Annotated in this window: 33 protein-coding genes and 1 riboswitch; of the genes, 3 read left to right on the forward strand and 30 right to left on the reverse strand. The window is 39.5% G+C overall.

What is annotated here, in order from left to right:
- Window positions 1-3 precede the first annotated feature (3 nt).
- The 18 genes from OIT90_RS08810 to OIT90_RS08895 form a co-directional block, all read right to left on the reverse strand.
- Window positions 4-126: a hypothetical protein gene (locus OIT90_RS08810; protein ID WP_260857579.1), complete on the reverse strand. Its 123-nt coding sequence runs from the start codon at window positions 124-126 to the stop codon at window positions 4-6.
- Between the two features lie 124 nt (window positions 127-250).
- Window positions 251-784: a type II toxin-antitoxin system VapC family toxin gene (locus OIT90_RS08815; protein ID WP_265785218.1), complete on the reverse strand. Its 534-nt coding sequence runs from the start codon at window positions 782-784 to the stop codon at window positions 251-253.
- Window positions 777-1,121 (reverse strand): STAS-like domain-containing protein, encoded by a 345-nt coding sequence (locus OIT90_RS08820; protein ID WP_087975740.1) that lies wholly within the window; start codon window positions 1,119-1,121, stop codon window positions 777-779. The genes OIT90_RS08815 and OIT90_RS08820 overlap by 8 nt, the downstream gene beginning before the upstream one ends.
- Window positions 1,122-1,144: 23 nt before the next feature.
- Window positions 1,145-2,008: a hypothetical protein gene (locus tag OIT90_RS08825; RefSeq protein WP_087975739.1), complete on the reverse strand. Its 864-nt coding sequence runs from the start codon at window positions 2,006-2,008 to the stop codon at window positions 1,145-1,147.
- Between the two features lie 18 nt (window positions 2,009-2,026).
- The gene (locus OIT90_RS08830; RefSeq protein ID WP_229137039.1) at window positions 2,027-2,260 is read right to left on the reverse strand and encodes a DNA-binding protein; all 234 of its coding nucleotides are present in this window, start codon (window positions 2,258-2,260) and stop codon (window positions 2,027-2,029) included.
- A gap of 337 nt (window positions 2,261-2,597) precedes the next feature.
- Window positions 2,598-3,356 carry a hypothetical protein gene (locus tag OIT90_RS08835; protein WP_265785215.1) on the reverse strand — a complete coding sequence of 253 codons (759 nt, stop codon included), beginning with the start codon at window positions 3,354-3,356 and terminating at the stop codon, window positions 2,598-2,600.
- Window positions 3,357-3,505: 149 nt separating this feature from the next.
- Complete coding sequence (locus OIT90_RS08840) at window positions 3,506-4,360, reverse strand: DNA adenine methylase (protein WP_474892454.1); 855 nt, start codon at window positions 4,358-4,360, stop codon at window positions 3,506-3,508.
- Between the two features lie 22 nt (window positions 4,361-4,382).
- Window positions 4,383-5,642: a DNA cytosine methyltransferase gene (locus OIT90_RS08845; protein WP_474892455.1), complete on the reverse strand. Its 1,260-nt coding sequence runs from the start codon at window positions 5,640-5,642 to the stop codon at window positions 4,383-4,385.
- Complete coding sequence (locus tag OIT90_RS08850; RefSeq protein ID WP_269794407.1) at window positions 5,639-5,887, reverse strand: hypothetical protein; 249 nt, start codon at window positions 5,885-5,887, stop codon at window positions 5,639-5,641. The genes OIT90_RS08845 and OIT90_RS08850 overlap by 4 nt, the downstream gene beginning before the upstream one ends.
- A 34-nt stretch (window positions 5,888-5,921) precedes the next feature.
- Window positions 5,922-6,131, reverse strand: coding sequence for an XtrA/YqaO family protein (locus OIT90_RS08855; protein ID WP_017358222.1), 210 nt, complete (start codon window positions 6,129-6,131; stop codon window positions 5,922-5,924).
- Between the two features lie 65 nt (window positions 6,132-6,196).
- Entirely contained in the window at window positions 6,197-6,370 is a 174-nt protein-coding gene (locus tag OIT90_RS08860) for a hypothetical protein (protein WP_474892456.1), read from the reverse strand.
- A 15-nt stretch (window positions 6,371-6,385) separates the two neighbouring features.
- Window positions 6,386-6,520: a BH0509 family protein gene (locus OIT90_RS08865; RefSeq protein WP_474892457.1), complete on the reverse strand. Its 135-nt coding sequence runs from the start codon at window positions 6,518-6,520 to the stop codon at window positions 6,386-6,388.
- Window positions 6,520-6,657 carry a hypothetical protein gene (locus tag OIT90_RS08870; protein WP_474892458.1) on the reverse strand — a complete coding sequence of 46 codons (138 nt, stop codon included), beginning with the start codon at window positions 6,655-6,657 and terminating at the stop codon, window positions 6,520-6,522. Before OIT90_RS08870 ends, OIT90_RS08865 begins: the two co-directional genes overlap by 1 nt.
- Window positions 6,629-7,153 (reverse strand): hypothetical protein, encoded by a 525-nt coding sequence (locus OIT90_RS08875; RefSeq protein WP_474892459.1) that lies wholly within the window; start codon window positions 7,151-7,153, stop codon window positions 6,629-6,631. The genes OIT90_RS08870 and OIT90_RS08875 overlap by 29 nt, the downstream gene beginning before the upstream one ends.
- Window positions 7,150-7,305 carry a DUF6906 family protein gene (locus OIT90_RS08880; protein ID WP_474892460.1) on the reverse strand — a complete coding sequence of 52 codons (156 nt, stop codon included), beginning with the start codon at window positions 7,303-7,305 and terminating at the stop codon, window positions 7,150-7,152. Before OIT90_RS08880 ends, OIT90_RS08875 begins: the two co-directional genes overlap by 4 nt.
- Window positions 7,306-7,389: 84 nt before the next feature.
- Window positions 7,390-8,253, reverse strand: a complete 864-nt coding sequence (locus tag OIT90_RS08885; protein WP_342488963.1) for an AAA family ATPase — start codon at window positions 8,251-8,253, stop codon at window positions 7,390-7,392.
- Window positions 8,195-9,040 (reverse strand): conserved phage C-terminal domain-containing protein, encoded by an 846-nt coding sequence (locus OIT90_RS08890; RefSeq protein WP_073206855.1) that lies wholly within the window; start codon window positions 9,038-9,040, stop codon window positions 8,195-8,197. Before OIT90_RS08890 ends, OIT90_RS08885 begins: the two co-directional genes overlap by 59 nt.
- A gap of 292 nt (window positions 9,041-9,332) precedes the next feature.
- Window positions 9,333-9,536: a helix-turn-helix domain-containing protein gene (locus OIT90_RS08895; RefSeq protein WP_073206856.1), complete on the reverse strand. Its 204-nt coding sequence runs from the start codon at window positions 9,534-9,536 to the stop codon at window positions 9,333-9,335.
- Between the two features lie 171 nt (window positions 9,537-9,707).
- Here OIT90_RS08895 and OIT90_RS08900 point away from each other — a divergent pair, with 171 nt between their 5' ends.
- On the forward strand, window positions 9,708-10,136 hold the full coding sequence (locus tag OIT90_RS08900) for a helix-turn-helix domain-containing protein (protein WP_017358232.1): 429 nt from the start codon (window positions 9,708-9,710) through the stop codon (window positions 10,134-10,136).
- Window positions 10,137-10,360: 224 nt separating this feature from the next.
- Here OIT90_RS08900 and OIT90_RS08905 read toward each other — a convergent pair whose 3' ends face one another.
- The 5 genes from OIT90_RS08905 to OIT90_RS08925 form a co-directional block, all read right to left on the reverse strand.
- Window positions 10,361-10,492 (reverse strand): hypothetical protein, encoded by a 132-nt coding sequence (locus OIT90_RS08905; protein WP_276205482.1) that lies wholly within the window; start codon window positions 10,490-10,492, stop codon window positions 10,361-10,363.
- 19 nt (window positions 10,493-10,511) lie between these two features.
- The gene (locus OIT90_RS08910) at window positions 10,512-11,615 is read right to left on the reverse strand and encodes an AimR family lysis-lysogeny pheromone receptor (RefSeq protein WP_474892461.1); all 1,104 of its coding nucleotides are present in this window, start codon (window positions 11,613-11,615) and stop codon (window positions 10,512-10,514) included.
- Between the two features lie 141 nt (window positions 11,616-11,756).
- Window positions 11,757-11,969 carry a helix-turn-helix domain-containing protein gene (locus tag OIT90_RS08915; protein WP_073206862.1) on the reverse strand — a complete coding sequence of 71 codons (213 nt, stop codon included), beginning with the start codon at window positions 11,967-11,969 and terminating at the stop codon, window positions 11,757-11,759.
- Between the two features lie 206 nt (window positions 11,970-12,175).
- Window positions 12,176-13,492 (reverse strand): CitMHS family transporter, encoded by a 1,317-nt coding sequence (locus OIT90_RS08920; RefSeq protein WP_224929095.1) that lies wholly within the window; start codon window positions 13,490-13,492, stop codon window positions 12,176-12,178.
- 153 nt (window positions 13,493-13,645) lie between these two features.
- Window positions 13,646-14,506 carry a LysR family transcriptional regulator gene (locus OIT90_RS08925; RefSeq protein ID WP_024423208.1) on the reverse strand — a complete coding sequence of 287 codons (861 nt, stop codon included), beginning with the start codon at window positions 14,504-14,506 and terminating at the stop codon, window positions 13,646-13,648.
- 135 nt (window positions 14,507-14,641) lie between these two features.
- Between OIT90_RS08925 and OIT90_RS08930 the strand changes: the two genes are divergently transcribed.
- A complete protein-coding gene (locus OIT90_RS08930) occupies window positions 14,642-15,772 on the forward strand; it encodes a PrpF domain-containing protein (protein ID WP_474892462.1) in 1,131 nt (376 codons plus the stop codon).
- Window positions 15,773-15,997: 225 nt separating this feature from the next.
- Here OIT90_RS08930 and OIT90_RS08935 read toward each other — a convergent pair whose 3' ends face one another.
- The 5 genes from OIT90_RS08935 to OIT90_RS08955 all read right to left on the reverse strand — a co-directional run bounded on the left by OIT90_RS08935 (window position 15,998) and on the right by OIT90_RS08955 (window position 20,552).
- Window positions 15,998-16,717 (reverse strand): biotin--[acetyl-CoA-carboxylase] ligase, encoded by a 720-nt coding sequence (locus tag OIT90_RS08935; protein WP_474892463.1) that lies wholly within the window; start codon window positions 16,715-16,717, stop codon window positions 15,998-16,000.
- A 78-nt stretch (window positions 16,718-16,795) separates the two neighbouring features.
- Window positions 16,796-17,257 carry an acyl-CoA thioesterase gene (locus tag OIT90_RS08940; RefSeq protein WP_039180479.1) on the reverse strand — a complete coding sequence of 154 codons (462 nt, stop codon included), beginning with the start codon at window positions 17,255-17,257 and terminating at the stop codon, window positions 16,796-16,798.
- 122 nt (window positions 17,258-17,379) lie between these two features.
- Window positions 17,380-18,144 carry a succinate dehydrogenase iron-sulfur subunit gene (gene sdhB, locus OIT90_RS08945; protein WP_024427169.1) on the reverse strand — a complete coding sequence of 255 codons (765 nt, stop codon included), beginning with the start codon at window positions 18,142-18,144 and terminating at the stop codon, window positions 17,380-17,382.
- A gap of 1 nt (window position 18,145) precedes the next feature.
- The gene (sdhA, locus tag OIT90_RS08950) at window positions 18,146-19,906 is read right to left on the reverse strand and encodes a succinate dehydrogenase flavoprotein subunit (RefSeq protein WP_048239041.1); all 1,761 of its coding nucleotides are present in this window, start codon (window positions 19,904-19,906) and stop codon (window positions 18,146-18,148) included.
- 37 nt (window positions 19,907-19,943) lie between these two features.
- Window positions 19,944-20,552 carry a succinate dehydrogenase cytochrome b558 subunit gene (locus tag OIT90_RS08955; protein ID WP_039180486.1) on the reverse strand — a complete coding sequence of 203 codons (609 nt, stop codon included), beginning with the start codon at window positions 20,550-20,552 and terminating at the stop codon, window positions 19,944-19,946.
- 283 nt (window positions 20,553-20,835) lie between these two features.
- Between OIT90_RS08955 and OIT90_RS08960 the strand changes: the two genes are divergently transcribed.
- Entirely contained in the window at window positions 20,836-21,279 is a 444-nt protein-coding gene (locus tag OIT90_RS08960) for a YslB family protein (RefSeq protein ID WP_024423214.1), read from the forward strand.
- Between the two features lie 154 nt (window positions 21,280-21,433).
- Here OIT90_RS08960 and OIT90_RS08965 read toward each other — a convergent pair whose 3' ends face one another.
- Together OIT90_RS08965 and uvrC are read right to left on the reverse strand one after the other, a co-directional pair.
- The gene (locus tag OIT90_RS08965; RefSeq protein ID WP_228280363.1) at window positions 21,434-22,669 is read right to left on the reverse strand and encodes an aspartate kinase; all 1,236 of its coding nucleotides are present in this window, start codon (window positions 22,667-22,669) and stop codon (window positions 21,434-21,436) included.
- Between the two features lie 133 nt (window positions 22,670-22,802).
- Window positions 22,803-22,980, reverse strand: a riboswitch (Lysine riboswitch).
- A gap of 61 nt (window positions 22,981-23,041) precedes the next feature.
- Window positions 23,042-24,814 (reverse strand): excinuclease ABC subunit UvrC, encoded by a 1,773-nt coding sequence (gene uvrC / locus OIT90_RS08970; RefSeq protein WP_474253376.1) that lies wholly within the window; start codon window positions 24,812-24,814, stop codon window positions 23,042-23,044.
- Window positions 24,815-24,888: the final 74 nt, after the last annotated feature.

Below are 24,888 nucleotides of genomic sequence, written 5' to 3' on the forward strand. Positions count from 1 at the left end.
CCTTTATTTTCTACGCATTGCCCCGCCTTTGGCTCTTTTTAACCGCTGCATGTTTTGCCCCATCAACTCTCTTAAATCTCTGTCAGTGAGCTTCTGCGTGTTCTTTTTCGGCTTTTCCTTCTTCATGGCTGCTCCTTTCCGACAAAAAGAAAACGGACACCAACCAGCACCCTTAAAAGGTGTTGATCAGTGTCCGCAGGCTCTCCGTCTTGGACGTTCATTTAATTGAATTACTTTTTGAATGAAAATATCATTTTAGTGCAGTCAAAACATTAATTGTTTCAGCATTCTTAAGTATATCTCTATCATTACTCACCATTGATATTTCATATTTTTCACATAATAAAGTAAAAAACTGATCATTAAAATCAAACCCTTTATCAATTGTGAAAATATCATCTATATTTATATCATTGAATAAATCATCTAATCTATGAGAGTTTTTCAAGATTTTATTTTTAATTATCATTTGTATTTGTTCAGTCAATTCAATAAATTGTTCAGTATCTCTAAAATCTTTTTTATAATTATTATAACCTTTAGCCTCTTTAGTTATATTGTATTCCAACTTACAATAAGCATTAAAAAACTCTGATAATTGCAAAGCACATGTGTAGATTGAAGCTCCTGAGTCTAAAATTTTATAATATAACTCATTATACTTATCAACTATGTCCTCTTTGTAATTACCTATACTACAATACAAGTACATCCATACATTTGTATCTAAGAAGAATTTATCAGAATCTACCGGATTGTATTCATCAAGATTGAATTTACTCATCATCTATGACCTCGTTTATTGTTTCAGATAAATTACGATTGTTACTTATATCAATCTTCGCCCTTTCGATTACTTTGCTTAATAAGTATCTATCCATATCATCTATTTGACTTATTTTAAGATATTTATTTAACTCTTCAGACGTATAAAGTTTATATAAATTTCCTATTCCTCTATTTAAAAAGGCAGTGGTTAAATCTTCTATCCCTTCAAAACTTATTTCAATGAACTCTCTCTCTTTAAATTTTTTATTCAAAAAATTATATAAAGTCGTTCCTTTTTCGGGAGAAACAGCTATTTTAGATCCAATTACATCTTTCAATAGAATTTTACTCATATCTTTAAATTCCTCCTAGTAAATTAAAACAAAATTTCTTCTGTCATACTCAAGTTATTTTCTAAAGAAGTAATAATATTCACAACAGTCCCAGGAAAGAAATTACTCAGATACTGTTTATTGACTTGGCCTCCTACTCTCTCCCAAAAACCAAAGCCAGAGACAATTTGAAAATTTCCTGAGTTCATTTTCATAAATTCATCAATGATATGGAGGCCTATTCCACCAAGATCATCATAATTTTTAGTTGTATTTCCATATATAGTTGCCCATTCAATCGCATCATAGTCATGTATGTTTGAAAAATTATGTTTGTTTCGTACGTTATAAGCTATTGTATTACCCAAATCAGTAATTGTGAATGCTACCTTCTGATGAATATGATAGTATTGGCCACATGTATAAACCTTTTCACTTTTTGAATGAATTTTCGCATTTAAAAATACTTCATTCAAACTAGTCCTTAGGGTTTTAAGAACACTTTTAGTTATATTAATTCTAATCTTTGGTAGTACTTGTTCAGCAACATAAACTGAAAAATCGTCCTCTTGATTAGGATTAAAAACTTTATATTTAATTGTTGAATCATACACGTCGTCTCTTTCTTGTAAATTGTATTTTTTATAAAAACCATTTTTTTGGAATACATTCCTCAATGAATTGTTAACACTAACAAATTCTATATAACAATTCCTTTTAAGCATTTTTTCTATCCAAGCGCCTAAAACAGATACTAAATTTGCCTCAAACCAACGTGTTCTATTAAAAAACAATTTTATTCTTATATCATATAAAGTGTCAGTTGAATTGAACACATCGGCAAAGAAACAAAAACCCTCATAGTTATTTTCAACTTTATAAGGCACCATAATTTCTAAATTATTCATATTATCCTCACAAACAATTTATTTTTTAAGAGTTTTCATTTTCTTATTCTTATACGTTATTACATCTGCTTTTAAAAACAGACGTTCTCTATTTGTAATCTTAATTGGGGTTAGTGATTTATGATCAACTAACTGTTTTAGATTTTGTCGAGTGCAACCAAGTATTTTTATAGCTTCAGAACTATTCACAACTGCTTCGTCCATAAATGTTTTTAGTTCTGCAATATCTTTAAAGTGAAACTCATTCATCATAAATGTTCACCACCAGAATTAATTGATATAACTACTATATCACTTCTATTTACGCACGTAAATATTGGGCAACTCAAATGACAATGAACACTGACTTAAAATTTTATACCCACGCTTCGTCATGGTCCCATTTTCCCTCCTTTAAACTGTTTATAGGTGTTGCAACAGTTAAATTTGCACACCGTTATCAGTGAGCTTCCGCTTGTTCTTTTTGGGTTTCTCCTTCTTCATGTCTGCTCCTTTCTGATAAATAGAAAACGGACACCAACCAGCACCCATAAAAGGTGTTGATCAGTGTCCGCAGGCTCTCCGTCTTGGACTTGAATTATAAATTAATTTAACAAGGTTCTGCATCAATACCAAAATCCTCTTTATCTAAATAAAGATCTATACACTCCCCAGGGTTATTTATATCGATAACCTTTTTGCAACATCGATTATTTTTTAAATCAGTAATTACCATTTGATATTTCCCAGACAGCATCGGTCCAGTATTATAATAAGAGCCTTCCGCTCCAATAATAGCAAAGCCATAGATATTATAACCTTTTGACGAATTCTCTGGATGAGGTGTTTTCCCCCATAATTTAATATCCAATTCACGAGTTTCTGAAACTCTTTTTCCGTTTTCACAAATAAAACCATTAAGATATGGAGCGAAACCTTCGAGAGGAAGCGATACTAACCCAACTTCAGGAGAATAAAGTCCACCATGAGCTGCATGAGTAAACTCATCAGCTGAAAAATCAAATCTTACTCGACCAGCTCGTGGATTTGGTTTCCATTGTGAGTTTGAAACCTCTAATTTAGGATAAATTTCAACATCTATTCTAGTAGCAAGATTAGCCCAATTGTGTACACATCCCATATCCTGATTATTAATAAATAAACCGCGCTTATGTTCCATCGTTCCATCAGTATAGGCATAACAAGTCCTGTAATAACTACCTTTTGCATCGCAACAGGAATAACAAGGATCATTAGTATCTTTACAAGGCAATCTACCGTCAATATTAACATCGACACCGATCAATGCTGCACTTCCTCGTATTCCTTCTACTCTAACGTTTAAAAATTCTGTGTCTCTTAATGGCATCTAGATACCTCTCTTCAAGTTTAAAAACACATAATTATTATTACTGACTTTAAATATTCTATACTTTCCTTCCACTTATAATACATTTATATCCTCAGAAGAGCCGCTAATTCAAAGAATTCACAACCAACTCGTGCCAACACTAACGGTTAAATATGTTCACTCATACCGTTTCCTCCTAAGCCGCTATGCGTATAATCAAATAAGCTTAATTGTTTGATTTCATAGTTGAACAACAACATTTCTTCTGTGTATCTATCTTTTTCAGAACTGCCTACAACTTGTTTGTAAGCAGCAAATGTTTCTTGATGCCAATCACTATAAAGTTCTTCAATCAATGGATCCTGATAATACGAGAGAATCACTTTCCCCGATGAATTTTTCAGCAGATCAGCCAGGTCTCTGTGATCCTTCTCTGTAAAACCACCCGCATAAAATTTTTCACGGCCGACATACGGTGGATCAATATAAAATAACGTTTCTTTGCTATCGTATTTTTCGATGATTTCTCGGAAGTCTTTCTTTTCGATCATGACTCCCTGCATGCGTTTGGCGAAGTTGGCAATAGCTTCACATGCAGATAAATAGCCATTAGCAGGGTTTTGACCACTTTGTGTACTGTGCCGCCATCCGGTCTGAGGGACATTTTCTGCGTTGCCTTTGCTTATGCCAGAACGGTTCATATAAAACCACCGGACAGCACGTTCAAAGTCGTCCTTTGGATAATCTTCTGCTTTCCATTGTTCATATAGTTGTCGACTATATGGAATGGATTCACAAGCGCTTTGCATTGCCTTCGGATTCTTTCTCACTTGCATTAGAAAATTGACCACATTACCATCTATATCGTTGTATACCTCATGCCCGCCCTTTGGTTTATGGGCAATAACATGAGCAGCACCACCGAATGGCTCTACATACACTTTGTGACCTGGCATTTTGTTTATGATTAATTCAGCGTACTTTGCTTTGCCGCCGAACCATATTAAAGGTGATCTAGTCATTAACCAATCCTCCTTAATCTACTTAATTTGCTTTGCTATAATATTTGTTCATATGCTCAGGTACGCACATCTCAGGGAGGTTAGCCCTCACCAGCTGCTCTGCGAATTGCGGTGGAACACTATTCCCCACCCTGCGTATTTGGTCAGATTTATTACCGATGTTGAATGTGTATCCAGGTGGGAACCCCTGCCCTGCAAATAGTTCATTTGGTTGCAACATACGCAATCCGATGTCTGCGATCCTCTTACCATTTGTGCAAACTGTTGTTAATGCGAAACGGTCTTTGGTTGTAATGGTATGCAATGGCTCGTCTAGTCGCTGGCCTACTCCTTGACCGTAATACTTAGTCAAGAAGGCAACCGTAACTAATCCAAATCTATTGCCGCCAGCTGTGATTGTGTGTAATGGACGATCAAGCGAAAGACCTCTTACCTCTTTATCTGACTGTTCAGTGTAATAGCTGATTAAGAATGCCGCTTTGCTCTTATCCGGCACCAGTACAGGACATGAATTGTTCACAATGAATTTATCAATGCCTCGTTTGATTCGTTTCATCGTATTTTCAACTAGTGGCCGTTTCCTGTTGAATATACTAGGAACCCCTATGGACCAATCTATAATTTCGTAAGACGATCGCCACGGCTTGAGCTTTCCTGTTTGAACAAGAAGACTTTTGGGATCACCATGTGTTGGCTTCGGCCATACGATTTCTTTTCCGTCACATCTTGCAACCATGAAGAACCTTTTTCGTATTGTTGGCGCTCCATAGTCGCAGGCCGTTAACTCTCTGAACTGCACTTCATATCCAAGTGATTCAAGCGTTTTGACGAATGATTGAAATGTCTGTCCTTTTTGCTCTTTGATGGGTTTACCTTCTTTAGAGATAGGACCCCAGTCTTTAAATTCCTCAACGTTCTCAAGCATGATGACACGTGGCTTAACTGCTATCGCCCATCTGACAGCAATCCACGCAAGCCCTCTGATACTCTGTTTTACAGGCTTGCCGCCTTTTGCCTTTGAATGGTGGGTACAGTCAGGGGAAAACCATGCTAGACCAACTTTTCGCCCTTTAACTGCTTGTTTCGGATCAACATCCCACACAGATTCACAATAATGTTCCGTGTCAGGATGGTTCACCTCGTGCATTGCAATGGCAGCTGGATCGTGATTGATAGCTATATCTACTGATAAGCCTGTCGCAAGCTCGATGCCTGTGCTTGCTCCCCCGCCTCCTGCAAAGTTATCCACTATGATTTCTCTAAAAAGATCAATCTGTTTCATTGCATCAACCCAGCGACAGCAATAATCCCCATGAAAAACAGTAGAGTGAAAATGACAGGTCCGTTTGATTCCCTTTTCGCCATGACCACGTTCCCTTCGATGACTAGATCAGGACAAGATTCAGCAAGAGCTGCTACAAAAAACTTTGGTACACCTAGATGAGCAGCTGCATCATCAATCGTCATCGCTTTGTTTTTGCAGGCTTTGACCGCCTGTGAAAGCTCGATATGTTTAGGTAAATTCATGGTTTTTCCTCCCCCGCAGGGGATGAACCCCTGCTTATTTATTGAATTTGAATCCGTAGTCAAAACGTATTCGATCTAATTTGCCTTTAATGGTTTCGATTATCGTGTGTCCGTGCTCTGGTGCTTCTGTTATATGAGCCGTGTTGTTAATACCGTCTAGGACAATCACTTGAATTTTCCCCGGTTCAACATCAGCTGTAAAAAGGTCGTTTTTTTCTAATGTGATTCGTTGTGGTTCATTCACTTTGATCACTCCATGTGATATAATTAAGATTCATGGGCTTAATTACTCACATTTTGATGTGAATTCTACCGCTGAGACTCGACGGATTGATCTGTGCGCTGCCAACGCCAATCTTTACGTTTGAGTCTCTTTTTATATGGTTTTGGTGGGTGCTGCTGTCTATATGCTTCTAGTTCATCCTCTGACATAACCCACGCTTTCACTGGACCTGCTTTGTATGGATTCGCTACATTTTCCAATATGCTCACCTCCTTTTATTCGTCACGCTGAGGAACGTTGAGATTGTAGATTCTTTCGAGTTCTTCGTCTGATAAACTCTCGCAATATTCGTGACCAATGTTTTTCAGACTCAACCACTCGATCATTAAAGCTCTATCATCACTGGTCATCACTTGATGCCTCCTCTCTTTTTGAGGTGGCGCACGGCTGCTGTCTTAAACCGTTTCGGACAATCTTCATATCTCGCAATGACTTCCAGCTGGCGTGCTGTCGCTTTCTCAAATGGCAACAGGTTTTTTCTTTTCATGCTTGTACTCCTTTCCTAGTGCCCCGCCTTTACGTGGTTCGATCTTACCTAACTCTGCTTGATCTATAATTAACAGCATGACATCATCAACCTTGCGTGCTAAACGATTCGCAATATTTCTGATCGGCTCATGATCCTGCCACATCTTCCGAAAAGCTATGATGTCCCTTTCACACCATATAAAATCGTTTTGAGGGCAAGCATAGTAAACCGGTTGTTGTTCAAACAGCTTGCGTAAATCTCTTTTTTTGTAGCTCATTGTGCATTTTTTGATATACATAGGCTCGTTTGCGCCGACACCGTTCGGGCGCTCCTTGATCTTTCCACGCTTGCTAAAATCAATCATCAGTATTAACACTTCTTCTGATGGTCGGTTAAATAATTCCGCCATCTCTTCAATCGACCTGCCTTCGTACCAGTAATCCAAAAACCGTTTAAGACCTACGATCGTCCATTCAAAATTGACATGATCCAAAATGATTCTAGTGACACTCATTTCGCAATTTCCTTTCTGCGACCGACCTCTTTGTGTACAACATGCACAGATGTCGTCAGATTCTTTTCTACAAACCAATAAAGTGGATTCAATCCATTTACTAATAAAATCTTCCTTTCGGCTCTCGTGGGCTTTCTACCGCCTTTTTTCATGATGGTTCCTCCTTGTGTTTTTCAGTCACTCAGACTTACTGCCAGCTGATCTATTAAACTATCAACCTTCGCATTTACACTCCCTTAGAACGGCAATACTTCTTTACGCTTGTCCGATGTGTCTTTAAAAATGATGTACTGCTGCTTTTGGGTGATGCGTGATACTAGCTTGCTGTCATACATTTGATACAGCTTTTCGCTAGTAAGGTTTGTTGTATAAATCGTCACTTTATCCTGCCGAGCAGATGTTACTTTGTAGATGAGACGATGAATGAAATCACTGGCTTTACTATCCGAATGCTCTGACCCTGTTTCTGCGCCGATGTCATCTATCACGAGATAATCGGCCTCACCCATCAACTGAGTCACATACGCTTCTGTGTACTTGCTCTCTTTGTTGCTGAATGAATCTTTAATTGCCGTAGCAGCATCTTCCATATTGATAAACAAGCATGATCGACCTTTGTCTTTAGGGTTGTCGGGATCAGGAGGCACATTAAGTTCTCTAAGTGCTGCATATGCAAGGTGACTCTTCCCCACTCCCGGATGGCCCTGCAAAAATATGTTGAACACTTCACCTTGTTGCAAGTGTTTAACAAGATCCATCATTCGTTTTTTATTCTTGGTCTCTTCTGGCTCAGCAACATTGTAATTTTCAAATGTTGCTTGTGAGACAGTTCGATCCCTGAACATGCTGCGTTTTTCCAACGTGTTAAATTTTTTCTGTCGCTGGCTATATTCAATTTGACTTTCTAATTCTTTTTGCAATTTCTTTGACTCTTCTTCCAGTTCACATCGTGGGCAAATTACTTTCCCATTCATGACCATCATTCGGACAGGTTTTACAACATCTTCACTGCCACGAGTGTATGTGTGCTTATTACAGTAATCAGAATGGAAGGTCATTTTGTCGGTTACTTCGGCTGCCACCGCCTTTATGCTGTGCACGCTTTATCACCTCATCACTGTTGTTTAAGTAACCTTCGAATTTTGTTCCGAAAAGTGTTTCGGGACGAAGGAATTTACTCATGTCAGGGTTATCACGCCATTCATAGCATTTTGCTAAGATAACCTTTTTAAAATCATCGAATCTGAATCCCTCGTTCCATCTTGCTTTTATTAGTTGCTGTGTCTTTGGTGTGGTGTGACGGTAATTTTTCTCTGACATTTGATTGAGAAGATCCGTTATGAGTTTGAATGGGATTTCTGATTCATCCGCAGTCGGGTTTCCCGACAATATATCTTTTTTTTCTTTTTCTTTTTCTTTTTCTTTTTCTTTTTGTCCGCTTGTCGTCGACGTATCGTGCAACGTATCGTCGGCGTATCGTTCAAACACTTCTCTAATGCTGGTATTCTCGATTTTTGGATAAAGTACATTCATGAGAGATTTATCTTTAACCTCTCTCAATTCTTTAGTGACACAGTCTAATATTGGCTTTCCACCTTTATTCAAGTTGTATTTAGGCCAATTCTTTATTGCCATTTCCCTTGTGTCATTGTTGTAAAGTATCAGTTTGTGATGATTTACGAAGCGATCCATCAAGCTATTGACCGACTCAATCGAGTACCCTAAATCAAAAGCCATTTGTTTCTTGGTAATAGGGTATATTCCTATTTGAGTGGTGTTTGGGTTTGTAATAAGGTACAAATAAAAGTATCTATCTTCTGGTGTCAGTTCTTCTGTGACTTTTGGATCTTGCCAAAAAGTCGTGTGAACATGTCTATACTTAGCCATGTTTTAATCACCTCTTTTTGTGTTTAGCTTGTCCTTTAAAAAAAGGTGAAACAAAAGTTTCAAGCCTCTTTAATTTTTTTGTTCTTCTCTTTTTTTACTGGTGTGTAATAAGGTGCCACAGCCTCAGTAAAAAGCTTTTCTCTGTCTTCTGTTCCAAAGAAAATTTCCCCCACGAACAGGTTGCTTTTTTTCTTTTTCTTTCTTTGAGTCATAAGATCACCTCGAAACATAATATGCAATTTGGACAATGGGACTACCCTAAGAATTTTGATCACTATAGGAAGCACTCAGGTTAAAAAAAATAAGCCGGTGGCAAATTTAATTTTTCACTTAGTTGAACTAAAGAAGAGTGCGAAGGGTTTGCTTTTCCTTTTTCCAATTTACATATATAAGAGCTAGAAAACCCTGTAACTAAGCCAAATTGACGTTGAGTTTCGTTTCTATCTGACCTTAGTTTTTTAATCTTTTCTGCAAAAGAAGCAGTTTCTTGGCCCACCGTTTTCACCCCCTCATACGCTTCCTAAAGGAAGCACAAGTAAAATATACCATCCTTCTGCTTTCAGTGCAACCATAAATTTCATAAAAGTTTCTTATAGGAATCTTAAACATGGTATAATTAATATTGTTGTTACTAATCAGTGGCGTTAAATCGAGGTGACTTTATTTTATGGATAACAAGAAAAATGAGTTAATCGGAATAAACTTAAAAAGACTAAGACAAGAGCAAAAACCCAAACTATCTATTAGAAAGCTCGCTCAAGAAGTTGGTTTAAGTAACGGCTATTTATCAAAACTCGAAACGGGCAAAATCAAAAGTCCCTCTTTGGAGGCTTTGACCAAACTTGCAGATTTTTTCAATGTTGATCCCACTTACTTTGTGACTGATCCAAGTGACCTTGAAAAAATGGGTAAAGAAGCTGAGAAAGTAGTTTTCGCGAAAGAACTAACTCTTGAGAATATCAAAAATGCAAACATTATAGATGCAGATGGCAAACAAATAACAGATGATGAACGTAATTTCATGTTAGATGCCCTTAAAAATTACAGAGCTTCTAAGGCTAAATTTTTAGAAGACGATTCACCTGAAGAGGATTGATTTTGATCTTCTTTTTTTGTTGCTTCTAAGATTTCCATTAATTCTTCATATTTTATAGCCATTTCTCTTCCCTCCAAGGAACATTTGTTCTGTTTATATTTTAATCCATATTAGAAATATTTAAAAGAATTTCCTGTTTTCGTTTTTTTTGAAAACAGGAAACTTCCCCAGAAAACACGAAAGACGATACCTGATTATGGTAGCGTCTTTTTAACATCTTATATTTACATTCCCGGTCTTACATCTTTTGTTTCATATATTGTTTCTGGGTTAGTGATAAGTGAGTGAATTTCCGAAACAACTATTGTTGCTCCTAGTGTAACTGTTAAAACAATTACATTGAAACGTTTAGTCATGTATAGCACCCCCTAACTCTTAGAGTGTATACCTAAATCCAATTCTATTCAATTCATTTTTTGGGAAACTTGCCCTGAAATAATCTTTGCTTTTTGAAAAATAATGATGTGATAATAACAATTTTTCTGATGAAGATTCTTTTATTCCATCAAAAAGAAGCGCATATTTATGATATCTCTCATCTTTATAATATTTGCTTAAATCCCCATCTTGTTTTAATAACAAGGAGAATTCACTTACTGCGAATTCGTCATGAATACTTTTATTCCAGTACTTTTGAAGGAACGATATTTCTTCTTTATTTTCCAGAATTTCGGCCTGTCTATCAGGAAATTTCGAATAAAGTTCAATACATTTAAGATAATAAGAAATTGACTGTTCATAGGATTCTGGAAAATAGGAAAGACCTAAAATATGATAAGCAGTAATGTTGTGAGCTGTGCTGAAATTCCTATCCAAAATTCTGTTAGCGATTTTTCGTGATTGTATTAATTCTGTTTTTTGCTTCAAGTAAATATTGACTTGAATTTCATCTACCCTAGCACCGTATGCCATTTTTAGAAACGGATCATTAACCTGAAACAACAAGTCATTTATTTGATCAATCGTATAAATAGTTAAATCATAATGGCCGTTCAAATAATAGTAATAGACTTGTAAGACCTTCACCATAATTTCAGTTTCCAAAAAGGTGTTTTTAAAATTTCTCAGGTTATCTAAAAAAGTATTACTTTCGAATATAAATCTTGACTCTAACATTAACGAATATAAAGAACATAATTCCTGAGTTTTTAAATTTCTTTTATTTTTGTACTCCTGTGCAAGAACACTTGTATAATCGTACAATTGCTTGGAATAACAATATTCTAAAGCAGCAGGAATATTTTTAGAACTAATGCCTTCTTTAAAATAATTCAAAATAAGTTCGATTTCGTTCTCTTTGTCGATGTGATTAATGATCTTATGAACAATCCAGAACGAGACATCCTTGCCATTTAAAAATTTACTTAAATAACTACTGCTTATACCCAGCTTTGCTGCAACTTGTTTTTGACTTTCTTTAGACATTTCAATTGAGTTTCTTAAATGTGTCCGTAAGTCTTTCGCGATTGTACTTGTCATATATGATCACCTTACCATTGTTAAATTTATCATGAAGTACAAAAAAATGTTGTCGGAAATTGTCGCAGAAGTATGAATTTTTGCTCTAATACACAAGTAATTACTTCTTGTAATTCAATTATAATCCTTTTGTTCAACTTATTAACATATGACTTTCGGAGTTATTTTGTTTATTCGAGGAATTAATTTGTAAAAGGTATGCTTAGCATTCGAAATATGATTTCGAACAGTCTTTTCGCTAATAAAAAGCTCGCTTGCAATTTCTTTTGTTGTTTTATCTTGGACGAGCAATTCGAATACTTCTCTTTCTCTTTTGGTTAATAGCGGCTTGGATTGAAACTCTTTCTCCTTCAAGTATTGTAACCCTCCTTGCTAAGGTGAGAGCTCTAGTCTCTATAGAATGGGATTCTGTATAGTCGAGATATCATATGCCGGGTACCTGAGGTAGGTGACGTTAAAATCAAGAAATCCCGCATATCAGCGTCCAATTTACTGCGCTTTCAGCCACGCAAAAAAGGACGAGTCTCCTCACCGAGACATCGTCCTTTTTTACGTGGTATTTAAAAGATTGTAATGGCTCCTGTTAACAATGCAATAAGTGTTGTAAAAAGGGCAGTTAACACGGTCCATAGGAGTGCGTATTTTTGCAAATCACCAATATCTTTGTTCAGCATACCAACAAGCAGCAGCGTTGAAGCCACAAGTGGGCTCAGTAAGTGGACAGGCTGTCCTATGATAGAAGCACGTGCAATCTCCACCGGATCAATCCCGTAAGCTGCGCCGGCTTCAGCCAAGATCGGCAGCACCCCGAAATAGTAAGCATCATTTGAAAGAATAAATGTAAATGGCATACTCGTCAAAGCAACAATCAGCGGGAAAAATGAGCTGTAGGAATCTGGAATCATGTAAATGACCAAATGGGCAATGGCCTCAACCATCTTTGTTCCTGAGAAAATCCCTGTGAAAATTCCTGCTGCAAATACAAGTGTGATAACCGTTAATGCATTTCCTGCATGCGATAAAATTCGCTCGCGCTGATCTTCAACCTTTGGATAGTTAATCATGAGAGCGATGACAAATCCAATTAAGAAAAGTACAGGAATTGGGATAATATCCAGGACTAGTGTGACCATGACAGCAATTGTAAGGAAGAAGTTAATCCAAATCAGATTCGGCCTTTTGATATCGGCTACTCCATCCTCAATTGACGCAGCCAATTCAGGAGAAATGGACGGCTCTTCTTTGTACTGAATTTCTGCAATCCCAATTCGTTTTCTTTCTTTTTTTCCAAGTACGTAAGCAGTAAAAAGTATAAAAAGACCGCCTCCAACCATCGTTGGGAGTAATGGAATGAAAAATTCGCCTGCATCTAATCCAAGCGCCGCGATGGCACGAGTAGCTGGGCCGCCCCATGGCGTCATTCCGCTCATAATTCCTAATGATAATAATGAAATTGTTCCTAAAATTAATGGGTTCATCCCAATTCTTAAGAAAAGTGGCAGCATAGCTGATACGGTAATCATATACGTTGTTGTTCCGTCACCATCTAATGCAACAAGCATAGACAAAATCGCTACCCCAAAAGCAATTTTGACAGGATCACCTTTTACAATACGTAGAATGAGTTTAATCAGAGGATCAAACAATCCAGCATCCAGCATGACACCGAAGAATAAAATCGCAAATAACAATAAAGCAGCTGATGGTGCAACAGTTTTCAGTCCATCAAGCATCATGTCCCCTAATCCTTTGTTAAAGCCACCGATCAATGCAAATATGATAGGTACAACGGTTAGAGCCACCACCGGATGCATACGTTTAGTCATAATGAGAAATGTAAATGTCAAGACCATCAAGATCCCTAAAATAGCTAGCACTTTATATCCCTCCATCCTCTTCTTTACATGATCTGCAAGCGCCCCCTTGCACTTGCGATCTATATGTTAGCGCTTTCTATTTCAAGGATATAATAGCTTTTTTTATAATGAAAATATCGATTTTTTCGTATATTCAATAAATTCCTTTTATAATCAACCTTGCTGATTTCTTAAAAACTCAATGAACGCTTTCACAACAGACAAATGAAGTGAGTCTGGCTGGTACATGAGCCATGTATCTCTTAAAACAGGCTGTCCATCTTTATACGAAAGACCTTTTACAAATAACTCATCACTTGGTCTGAGGCAAATTTCTGGGACAATGGCATAGCCTAAACCATGCTTCACCATCTCTTTTGATGTATCCTGACGGTCTGTTTCCATCGTGACAAGCGGAGGCATTGTGAAAGTTTCCTGCCACCATCTGTTAATCAGCCGTTTCAATGAACTGTCTGTATGATAGTCAATGAGCGGCAGATTCGGGAGATCCTTTAGCTGAATTTCTGATTTTGAAATGATACAAAGACGCTCTTTATCGAGCAAAAAACGCTCACCATTCCAGTCATAATCGCCTCTTAAAATCCCTAAATGCACACTTGATGTTCCTAATAAATCCATTACCTTTGTGCTCCAGCCTGTGTTGACCATAAATTGAACATGTGGATACTGCTTAGAAAATTCTTTTAATATTTCTGGCAGTTTATACTGGGCAAAGTTACTTGAGACCCCTAACCGAATCGTTCCTTTGACCTTTTTTTGCATATTGAGCATGCCATCTTTTGTTTGCTGCAGCTGTTTGAGCATGTCATTTGCATATTTAGCCAAGTATTCGCCCTCTGATGTAAATTCAATTCCTCGTTTTCTTTTAAAGAAAAGCTTCATATCAAACTCCTCTTCAAGCTGTTTCAATCGATAGCTTAAGGCAGGCTGAGAGACAAATAATTTTTCTGCCGCTTTTGTGATGTTCTTTTCTTCATAAAGCACCTTTAAAAACCGCCAATCTTTTTCATCCATTGTTTGCCCTCCTTTTTTACTAATTATAAAATAATTTTATTGATTTCTCTTAAAATAATGTATTTAACTTATTTCTTATTATACTTTACCATTTTGGTTAGATAAACAGTTTATTAAAAATTGAGGGTGAGAGTAATGAGAAAAGTTCCAATCACAATCATGCGAGGCGGTACAAGCAAAGGGGTATTCATTCACGCTAACAATGCACCATATGAACACGATGAGCTCGAAGCATTTCTATTAGACATTATGGGCAGCCCTGACCGGCTGCAGGTCGATGGAATCGGCGGCGGTAATTCTTTAACAAGCAAAGTGGCGATTATCGATAAAGCCACACGCCCGGATGTGGATGTGAACTATACATTTGCACAAGTCAGCATTAATGAGAGATTTGTCGATTTTAAAGGAAACTGCGGGAACATCTCATCAGCCGTTGGGCCGTATGCGATCATTAAAGGACTTGTTCAAGCGGTTGAGCCCATTACGACTGTACGTATCCTCAATACCAATACAAATAAAGTCATTACGGCAGAGGTCGAGGTCGAAAATGGAGAAGTAAAATTTGAAGGACAGGCAGAAATTCCAGGCGTAAAAGGAACTGGTTCTCCCATTTATTTATCCTTTGAGAAACCTGAAGGCGCTGTCACAGGTAAAACCTTTCCGACTGGAAACAAAATTGATACGATTCAAACAAAGTTTGGGGAGATTCCAATCTCGATCGTTGACATTGCAAATCCAATTGCCTTTATTCGCGCGAAAGATATTCAATTAAAAGGAACTGAATTGCCTGAAGAGTTTACAGACGAATTACTGGATGATTTAGAAGAAATTCGTTCCCTTGCTGCTGAAATGTGTCATTTTGCACCAAAAGAAATGGCCACATTACAGTCTCCAGCTGTTCCAAAGCTTGCGCTCATTAGCGAGCCTACTGATTATGTAGATACAAATGGCATCTTGAGACGAGCAGAAGATATGGACATTATCGTTCGTATGCTATCGATGCAACGACCGCACCAAGCACTTGCCATTACCGGCTCTGTCTGCGTGACAGCCAGCTGTTTCTTAGATGAAACACTTCCTTCTCAGCTGTTTCAAGGAAAAGATGACACCCTTCGTATTGGGCATCCTGCTGGTATTATGCAAACTGAAATTGACATCTCTGAAAACAGAGTCAAAGTTATTCGAACCGCAAGAGAAATTCTAGACGGAGTTGTCTTCACAAAACAAGACTATGTGATTCAGCCTCAGATTAAAAGAGAAGCTTAAAGCAGACGAGAACATCGTCTGCTTAGATTGTTGACAAAGGGCTAAAATGATCTTGATTTTAGCCCTTTGTCTTCTTTTCAGCGTGATAGAAAACCTTTGAAGTCTAGGAAGGACGAGCACAGGAGCGGAGCGAATGTGACATTCGTGAGCACCGGAGCGCAGACCTGACAACGAATGCGAGGGTTTGTCTACACGCTGAGCAGGCGAGAATATCGTCTGCTTTTTTTAATGCTGTAGCGGTGCATCTATATCTCCGGCCGAATGAGCTTTTATCTGCCCTTTCTCATCTTTTAGCTGGAGATGACCGTTGTGGTTGACCCCGCAGCAAATACCCTCTTCCCATGTTTGTTTTTCACGGTCTAACGAAATCCGCAGCGGTTTATGAAGACGATATAACCGTTTGTTGTAGAGGGCAGTGAGTGCTTCAAACCCTTCATTCTTCCAGCGTGTATGATATTTTTCAAAAGCGGCTGCAAGTTCCTTCACAAGCTGATCGGCATTCACCTCTGTAAGCTCTGATAGGCAAATGGTTTTGTACGGAACATGCTCCGGCTTTGTCTTCACATTGATGCCAACACCAATATAAATGGCTGTACGGTCCGCTTCAATCAATGTGCCTGATACCTTTGCTTCATTGATGAGAATATCGTTTGGCCATTTGATCGCCAGGTGATCCTCAGCCCTTAGGAGAGGTTTGAGGACATCGTAGATCGCTAGTGCGGTCAGCGGAGCAATCGTTGACTGGGTGGAGAGTTCTTCTGGCGGCAAAACTGTCATGGTCACAGCGACATTTCCTGCAGGCGTTTCCCACGGCCTGCCTAGCCTGCCTCTTCCTGCTGTCTGCTGATGTGCATAGACAGCAAATGAAGGTTTTTCTCCTTGCTGAATGAGCCTTTTCGCTTCATTATTTGTACTATCGATGGTGTCATATTGAAAAATCTTCATGTGTTCTCCTTTTGTTTCTTCTTGATATGGTCTTTTTATTATAACAAAATGAAGCTTACACGTTGATGAGGCTGCATACTACCCATTTCGCTGAGCTTGAAATGTCTCTTTTTCTTCCTCTGTAAATGGAACAGGAGCACCTGTTTCTTTATTAATTTGGACCATGGTGACTGAGCCTGTAAAACATGGTTCCTGCTGCTCGTTTTCTCCTAAATAATGAAGAATAAGTGAGCTTGACCCAACTTTTTCCGGCTTTACATACACACGAAGCCGCTCCCCTATCTCCACCTGTTTGATGTAATCACATTGCAGGTTTGCCACGACTGTAATCGTCTCTTTCACACGTTTCATTCGTTTATCCACAATTCCTGTTTTTTGAAAAAAGGCAATCCGTGCTTCTTCAAAATACACAAACGGGGTGACATTGTTCATATGGCCAAACATATCCGTTTCTGAAAAACGGACAGTCGTTTCGACATAAAATCGAAAGGATGCCCTCCACTCTTCAAACGGTTCCTCAATATATGACGGAAGTCTCACTTTATCATCTCCTTATTCATCAATAAACGCCTCTCCCATATTGGAAGAGGCGTTTATTCTGTGTTCCACCCAGCCTCTTTGTAAACACTCATCATGATTGGCAAAGAGGACTGAATGTGATGTTATTCTGCGTGATCGCTTCCGAAGAAGTTACGGAAAGCTTGTAATGTTGTATCTCGGTTAAGTGCTGCAATTGACGTTGTCAGCGGGATTCCTTTCGGACAAGCCTGCACACAGTTTTGAGAGTTCCCGCAGTTCGCAAGACCGCCGTCACCCATAATTTCTTCTAGACGGTCAGACTTATTCATCGCACCTGTCGGGTGTGCGTTAAATAGACGTACTTGTGAAAGCGGTGCAGGGCCCATAAAGGAAGACTTATCATTCACGTTTGGACAAGCTTCAAGGCAGACACCACATGTCATACATTTAGAAAGCTCATACGCCCATTGACGTTTTTTCTCAGGCATTCTTGGTCCAGGTCCAAGATCATATGTGCCATCGATCGGCACCCATGCTTTTACTTTTTTCAAGGAGTTGAACATACGGCTTCTATCAACCTGCAAGTCTCTCACGACTGGGAATGTCTTCATCGGCTGAAGACGGATCGGCTGATCCAACTGATCAATTAGTGCTGTACATGACTGGCGCGGTTTTCCATTAATGACCATAGAGCAAGCTCCGCACACCTCTTCAAGACAGTTCATATCCCAGTTGATCGCCGTTGTTTTTTCACCTTGTTTATTAACCGGGTTACGTCTAATTTCCATGAGTGCAGAAATGACGTTCATATTCGGACGGTAAGGGATTTCGAATTCCTCATCATAAGACTTTCCATCTGCTGTATCTTGACGTGTGATTATGAAATGAATTGTGTTTTTTTCACTCATCTTATTTCTCCACCTTTTTCTTCGAGTAATCTCGTTTACGAGGTGCAATTAACGATACATCGACGTCCTCATAGTGGAATGCAGGCTTTTGATTTTTCCCTTTGAACGTAGCCATCGTTGTTTTAAGGAATTCTTCATCGTTTCTTTCTGGGAATTCCGGTTTATAGTGTGCGCCTCGGCTTTCATTCCGGTTATATGCCCCGATCGTAATGACTCTTGCCAGCTGAAGCATGTTGTCAAGCTGACGCGTGAAGGCAGCGCCTTGGTTGCTCCATGATGCGGTATCGTTGATGTTGATCTTCTTGTAGCGCTCCATTAGTTCTTCGATCTTCTGATCTGTTTTTAAGAGTTTGTCATTGTAACGAACCACTGTAACGTTATCCGTCATCCATTCTCCAAGCTCTTTATGAAGCACGTATGCATTTTCTGTTCCGTCCATGCTGAGGATGTTGTCCCATTTCTCCTGCTCTTTCTTCACAGCGCTGTCAAATGTTGCAGAAGATAGGTCTTCCGCAGATTTCTCAAGACCGCTAATATACTTCACTGCATTTGGTCCAGCGACCATTCCGCCGTAAATCGCAGAAAGAAGTGAGTTTGCACCAAGTCTGTTTCCGCCGTGCATCGAGTAATCACATTCTCCGGCAGCGAACAGACCTTTGATATTCGTCATTTGATCATAATCGACCCATAATCCGCCCATTGAGTAATGAACAGCAGGGAAGATTTTCATCGGAAGCTTACGCGGGTCATCACCCATGAATTTTTCATAAATTTCAATGATTCCACCAAGCTTAATATCAAGCTCTTTTGGATCTTTATGAGAAAGATCGAGATATACCATGTTCTCTCCGTTGATGCCAAGCTTTTGCTCGACACATACGTCAAAGATTTCACGCGTTGCGATGTCACGCGGTACAAGGTTCCCGTATGCTGGGTATTTTTCTTCAAGGAAGTACCAAGGCTTCCCGTCTTTATATGTCCAAACTCGTCCGCCCTCACCACGAGCTGATTCACTCATGAGACGAAGCTTGTCATCTCCTGGAATCGCTGTTGGGTGAATTTGAATGAATTCTCCATTTGCATAATGCGCACCTTGCTGATAAACGATAGATGCAGCAGATCCAGTGTTAATCATGGAGTTCGTTGATTTACCGAACACGATTCCAGGGCCGCCTGTTGCCATGATGACTGCATCTGAACGGAAGGATTCAATTTCCATTGTCGTCAAGTTCTGCGCGACAATCCCGCGGCACACTTCCTCGTCATCTAAAACAGCGCCAAGGAATTCCCAGCCTTCATATTTTGTGACAAGTCCTGCTACTTCATAGCGGCGAACCTGCTCATCCAGTGCGTATAATAGCTGCTGGCCTGTTGTAGCTCCAGCAAACGCTGTACGGTGGTGCTGTGTTCCCCCGAAGCGGCGGAAGTCCAATAATCCCTCTGGTGTTCTATTAAACATAACACCCATACGATCAAGTAAGTGGATAATGGACGGCGCTGCTTCACACATTGCCTTTACTGGCGGCTGGTTGGCTAAGAAATCTCCGCCGTATACCGTGTCATCAAAATGCTCATAAGGTGAATCCCCTTCACCTTTTGTATTGACCGCTCCGTTGATTCCGCCCTGTGCACATACAGAATGCGAACGTTTCACAGGTACGATTGAAAATAGTTGAACAGCTGTTCCCGCTTCTGCTGCTTTAATAGTTGCCATGAGACCAGCTAAGCCGCCTCCGACAACGATGATGCTAGAATTACTCATTGTAGCCCCTCTCCCTCTTCTACTAATCTATTTCCTCTTAAACAAAAGCGAAAATTGCTCTTAGCCCTACATATGAAAGCGCTATAAATATACCTAATGTCACAAATGTGGAGATTCTTTGTGAGCGTGGTGAAACCGTAATTCCCCAGCTGACAGCAAATGACCACAAGCCATTAGCAAAGTGGAAAATAGTAGATAAAACGCCGACAATATAGAAACCTAGCATAAATGGAGAGCTTAAAATATTCGCCATCATGTCGTAGTTGACTTCAGCTCCAAGCTGAGCTTGAATGCGTGTTTCCCATACGTGCCAAGTGATAAAAATCAATGTGATGATACCTGAAACCCTTTGCAGTCTGAACAACCAGTTTCTTAAGTAACTGAAGCGAGACGTGTTGTTTTGTGCCGTAAAGGCTATGTACACCCCATAAACAGCATGATAGATCAGTGGTAAGAAAATCACGAACAGCTCAAGTGCGTACCTGAATGGCAGCTGTTCCATAAAGTGTGCAGCTTTGTTAAACGCCTCTGGTCCATCCGTCGCAAAGTGGTTAATCACTAAGTGCTGTACTAAAAATAGACCGACCGGAATGACGCCAAGCAAAGAATGCAATCTCCGATAAAAAAATTCTTTGTTCCCCGACATTACTTTACCCCCTAGTAAAAAAAGTGCAATTGCTTGAAAATTGTCTTACCCCCGCTTCTTTCAATTGTAAGCACTTTATTCAAATTTATTGACAATTTCATTTTACTCCTATGTCAAAAAAGCGTCAAGAAACCGCGTACATAAATTAAAATTTTCCGAAATTTAAAAGTTTTAAATCAAAATTCGTTTTACTACAATAAGAATTTCTTAGACTTCAGGGAAAACTCTGTCATCATATGCCCACATAAGCTATAATAAATTGTTGAAAGAGGGGAGCCGTACAATGAATAAATTCGAATCTAACTTAGAACAGCTAAAAGAAATTGAAGTCAATGGATTTGCCTACGAGCTGATACGCGAAGTTCTGCTGCCTGATATTCTTGGTCAGGACCATTCATCTATGATGTATTTTGCGGGTAAACTGCTTGCTCGTAAATTTCCTCAAGAGTCATGGGAAAAGATCCCCGAATTTTTCCATGATGCCGGATGGGGGACTCTCACAATGGTCCATTCGAAAAAACAGGAAATTGAGTTTGAGCTCGAAGGTCCACTAGTATCCAATCGACTCACCTATCAAAAGGAGCCATGCTTTCAGATGGAAGCGGGTTTTATTGCTGAACAAATTCAGCTTCTAAATGAGCACGTGGCTGAATCCTATGAACAAGTGAAAAAGCGTGCTGAGAAAGTCATTTTAACCGTTAAATGGGATTTAAGAGACCCTAGTTAATCCTCTTGATAAAAGGCGCGGACTTCAGGTCACGCCTTTTTTATATGTCTACATCTATCATAGCATACTTAATGAATGGGTTTACGTCCGTTTCAGCCGATTCCATATAGAAAAAAGAGGCGATCCTCTTTCATGAGGTCACCTCTTTACCTTTTTAAGAGTGAGCAGCTGCGCTCACCTTTGATAAATCAAACGCATCATGCAGCGCTTCAACCGCTTTGACCATATCATCACGGCCGACCACTGTTGAGACTTTGATTTCAGACGTACTGACCATTTTCACTTGAATGTCTTTTTGCGCTAACACAGCGAACATTTCAGCAGCTACGCCTGGATTTGAGACCATTCCAGATCCCACAATGGATACTTTCGCTAATTTGCTTTCTGTCTCAATCTGCTCGTAGCCAAGCGCCCCTTTATATTCTTCTAATACTTCAACTGTTTTGGACAAATCATCCGTTTTCACAGAGAAAGAGATCGACGTCTGATTGGTGCTTGTGACAGACTGAATGATGATATCAACATTGATATTCTGTTTCGCAAGCGTTGTAAAAATGGTCGATAATGTTGTGAGACCGCTTGAAAGCCCGCATACTGTCACACGTGTAATCTGATCTTCAAACGCAATGCCTCTGACGACTAAATTTTGTTCCATGGATGATTCCTCCTCAATTAACGTACCCGATTCGTTTTCAATACTAGAACGGACTTCTAGCGGGACTTGATAATTTTTTGCAAATTCAACAGCTCTTGGATGAAGGACCCCAGCTCCTAAATTAGCCAGCTCAAGCATCTCATCGTATGAAATACCTGCAAGTTTCCGCGCGGAAGGTACATAACGCGGATCTGTCGTAAACACTCCTGGTACATCTGTGTAAATATCACATTTATCAGCTTTTAGTGCGGCAGCCAGTGCCACAGCAGTCGTATCTGATCCTCCGCGTCCAAGTGTTGTGATATGTAAGTCATCTGCAATTCCTTGGAAGCCTGCCACAACAACGACTTTCCCCGCACTTAATTCCTCTTTTATTCTTGCTTCATCAATGTCCACGATTCTTGCATTTCCGTGTACATGCTCTGTTTTCATACCAGCCTGCCAGCCTGTAAAGGAAATGGCATCATAGCCTCTTGCTTGGAGCGCCATCGTTAATAATGAAATAGTCACCTGTTCACCAGTTGCGAGCAGCATATCCATTTCTCTTTTGCTTGGATCGTCTGTAAGTTCTTTCGCTAGGTCTACTAGAACATCTGTTGATTTACCCATCGCTGATACAACCACAACCACATCATGTCCTGCCTCCCGTTCAGCGATCACTCTCTCTGCGGCATTGCGAATTTTTTCTGTTGACCCAACGGAAGTTCCGCCAAATTTTTGTACAATTAGTCCCATGTCTACCACCCTTTTTCAAAAGTTCACGTGTGAGAGAAGAGGCTGCTTTGGAGACTGTCCGCTCACTGCAAATAAAAAAGCAATGAGAGAACAAATCTCCCATTGCTTTAAAATCATCATTAAACGATGCAAACAATGAGATAGCCCTCCAAGAAATGAATTCTTGACAGCCCTACATTTCTTCAATGTACAGCCAGCGAATAAAATGAGTGGATTTTATTCACTTCGGCGACGCTCCCCTTTCAGCCCCCTTCTTAGATCCCATCGATCTCTGAAGGCCTACTCTTGAAGTTCGCACCTCTATCTTCAACAAACAACACGTTCATTTATTAAATTAGTCACATCTTAACAAACTTTTTAGAAAAGTACAATCTATTTTTTTAATGCCTCCATTAAAAGTTCGGCCGTTTGTTTCGGAATGCCCGCTTCCTGAAATTCTTGGATAGAGGCTTCTTTCATCTTTTTCACAGAGCCAAAATGTTTGAGGAGCTGCTTTTTACGCTTCTCTCCGATACCTGGTACATCGTCTAAAATAGACTGGAATGCATTTTTTCCGCGCAGCTGCCGGTGAAAGCTAATGGCGAACCGGTGCACTTCATCTTGAATGCGCTGCAACAAGTAAAAAGCCTGGCTATTTCGCTCCAGCGCAACAATTTCAAGTGTATCTCCCATCATGAGATTTGAAGTCCGGTGTTTTTCATCTTTTACAAGACCTGCGACTGGGACAGACAGATTCAATTCATTTTCAAGCACATCGATGGCTGCGTTGATCTGTCCTTTTCCTCCGTCAATTAAAATTAAATCTGGCAGCGGCAGTTCATCCTTTAACACGCGGGTATATCGTCTTCTAATGACTTCACGCATGGATGCATAATCATCTGGTCCTGAGACGGTTTTAATTTTGTATTTTCGGTATTCCTTTTTATATGGCTTCCCGTCCTGAAAGACAACCATGGCAGAAACCGGGTCTGCTCCTTGAATATTGGAGTTATCAAACGCCTCAATTCTGTACGGCATATAAATATTAAGCGCATCCCCAAGCTGCTTCACCGCACCAATTGTCCGCTCTTCATCACGCTCAATGAGCGAAAACTTTTCTTTTAAGGCGATTTTGGCATTTTGATGGGCAAGTAAAAGTAAATCCTTTTTCTTTCCTTTTTTCGGCTGGTGAACGTTTGTCTCAAGTAATTGCTCAATCATCTCTTGATCGACACTGTCCGGTACCAAAATTTCCTTCGGCAGAAAATGGTTGTTCTTTTCATAAAATTGCCCCATAAACGTAAGGAACTCTTCCTCAGGGTCCTGATACATAGGGAACAGGCTGACATCACGTTCAATCAATTTCCCCTGTCTGATAAAGAAAACTTGGACACACATCCAGCCTTTATCATAGGCATAGGCAAAGACATCTCGATCTGATAAATCACTCATCGTCATTTTCTGTTTTTCCATCGTTGAGTCGATATAAGCGATTTGGTCTCTCAGTTCTTTTGCCCGTTCAAACTCTAAATTTTCAGCAGCTTCCTGCATCTTTTCGGTCAGTTCTTTTTTGATTTGCTGATGTCCTCCGTTTAGAAACCTTGTGATTTCGTCCACGAGCTGCTTATTCGTTTCCTCGGAAATGTCATACACACATGGTGCAAGACATTGCCCAAGATGATAATAAAGGCAGACACGGTCAGGAAGAGTGGCGCATTTTCTCAGGGGATATAAGCGGTCGAGCAGCTTTTTCGTTTCTCGTGCTGCTTGTACGTTTGGGTATGGACCGAAATATTTCCCTTTGTCCTTTTTTACATTGCGGGTGACGATCAGCTTAGGGTGGCGTTCATTCGTAATTTTTATAAATGGATACGTCTTGTCATCCTTGAGCATGACATTGTATTTTGGGTCATATTTTTTGATTAAATTCAGCTCTAAAATGAGCGCCTCGATATTAGAAGAGGTGACAATGTATTCAAAGTCTTCAATTTCACTGACAAGCCGCTGCGTTTTGGCGTCATGTGATCCAGTGAAATAAGAGCGCACCCTGTTTTTTAAAACCTTTGCCTTTCCCACGTAAATGATCGTATTTTGTCTATCTTTCATTAAGTAACAGCCTGGTTGATCCGGCAGGACTGACAGTTTTTCTTTGATTAGTTTGTTCATATTTTCATCCGTCCTTGTTTTCCTCTTTCACTCCTTCTAGTGTATCACGAACATTTGTTTTATACCATGTTGAA

The sequence above is a fragment of the Bacillus sp. ABR genome (genome assembly GCF_056172715.1).

Excerpts from the sequence above, each read along its gene's own strand:
- OIT90_RS08935 (WP_474892463.1), bottom strand. The coding sequence starts at position 16,717 with ATGAAGATTTTTCAATATGACACCATCGATAGTACAAATAATGAAGCG.
- OIT90_RS08930 (WP_474892462.1), top strand. The coding sequence starts at position 14,642 with ATGAGAAAAGTTCCAATCACAATCATGCGAGGCGGTACAAGCAAAGGG.
- sdhA (WP_048239041.1), bottom strand. The coding sequence starts at position 19,906 with ATGAGTAATTCTAGCATCATCGTTGTCGGAGGCGGCTTAGCTGGTCTC.
- OIT90_RS08965 (WP_228280363.1), bottom strand. The coding sequence starts at position 22,669 with ATGGGACTAATTGTACAAAAATTTGGCGGAACTTCCGTTGGGTCAACA.
- OIT90_RS08850 (WP_269794407.1), bottom strand. The coding sequence starts at position 5,887 with ATGAATTTACCTAAACATATCGAGCTTTCACAGGCGGTCAAAGCCTGC.
- OIT90_RS08830 (WP_229137039.1), bottom strand. The coding sequence starts at position 2,260 with ATGATGAATGAGTTTCACTTTAAAGATATTGCAGAACTAAAAACATTT.
- OIT90_RS08910 (WP_474892461.1), bottom strand. The coding sequence starts at position 11,615 with ATGACAAGTACAATCGCGAAAGACTTACGGACACATTTAAGAAACTCA.
- OIT90_RS08870 (WP_474892458.1), bottom strand. The coding sequence starts at position 6,657 with ATGAAAAGAAAAAACCTGTTGCCATTTGAGAAAGCGACAGCACGCCAG.
- sdhB (WP_024427169.1), bottom strand. The coding sequence starts at position 18,144 with ATGAGTGAAAAAAACACAATTCATTTCATAATCACACGTCAAGATACA.
- OIT90_RS08820 (WP_087975740.1), bottom strand. The coding sequence starts at position 1,121 with ATGAGTAAAATTCTATTGAAAGATGTAATTGGATCTAAAATAGCTGTT.
- OIT90_RS08900 (WP_017358232.1), top strand. The coding sequence starts at position 9,708 with ATGGATAACAAGAAAAATGAGTTAATCGGAATAAACTTAAAAAGACTA.
- uvrC (WP_474253376.1), bottom strand. The coding sequence starts at position 24,814 with ATGAACAAACTAATCAAAGAAAAACTGTCAGTCCTGCCGGATCAACCA.
- OIT90_RS08905 (WP_276205482.1), bottom strand. The coding sequence starts at position 10,492 with ATGACTAAACGTTTCAATGTAATTGTTTTAACAGTTACACTAGGAGCA.
- OIT90_RS08890 (WP_073206855.1), bottom strand. The coding sequence starts at position 9,040 with ATGGCTAAGTATAGACATGTTCACACGACTTTTTGGCAAGATCCAAAA.
- OIT90_RS08815 (WP_265785218.1), bottom strand. The coding sequence starts at position 784 with ATGAGTAAATTCAATCTTGATGAATACAATCCGGTAGATTCTGATAAA.
- OIT90_RS08925 (WP_024423208.1), bottom strand. The coding sequence starts at position 14,506 with ATGGATGAAAAAGATTGGCGGTTTTTAAAGGTGCTTTATGAAGAAAAG.
- OIT90_RS08810 (WP_260857579.1), bottom strand. The coding sequence starts at position 126 with ATGAAGAAGGAAAAGCCGAAAAAGAACACGCAGAAGCTCACTGACAGA.
- OIT90_RS08835 (WP_265785215.1), bottom strand. The coding sequence starts at position 3,356 with ATGCCATTAAGAGACACAGAATTTTTAAACGTTAGAGTAGAAGGAATA.
- OIT90_RS08875 (WP_474892459.1), bottom strand. The coding sequence starts at position 7,153 with ATGAGTGTCACTAGAATCATTTTGGATCATGTCAATTTTGAATGGACG.
- OIT90_RS08955 (WP_039180486.1), bottom strand. The coding sequence starts at position 20,552 with ATGTCGGGGAACAAAGAATTTTTTTATCGGAGATTGCATTCTTTGCTT.
- OIT90_RS08840 (WP_474892454.1), bottom strand. The coding sequence starts at position 4,360 with ATGACTAGATCACCTTTAATATGGTTCGGCGGCAAAGCAAAGTACGCT.
- OIT90_RS08865 (WP_474892457.1), bottom strand. The coding sequence starts at position 6,520 with ATGACCAGTGATGATAGAGCTTTAATGATCGAGTGGTTGAGTCTGAAA.
- OIT90_RS08845 (WP_474892455.1), bottom strand. The coding sequence starts at position 5,642 with ATGAAACAGATTGATCTTTTTAGAGAAATCATAGTGGATAACTTTGCA.
- OIT90_RS08880 (WP_474892460.1), bottom strand. The coding sequence starts at position 7,305 with ATGAAAAAAGGCGGTAGAAAGCCCACGAGAGCCGAAAGGAAGATTTTA.
- OIT90_RS08960 (WP_024423214.1), top strand. The coding sequence starts at position 20,836 with ATGAATAAATTCGAATCTAACTTAGAACAGCTAAAAGAAATTGAAGTC.
- OIT90_RS08825 (WP_087975739.1), bottom strand. The coding sequence starts at position 2,008 with ATGAATAATTTAGAAATTATGGTGCCTTATAAAGTTGAAAATAACTAT.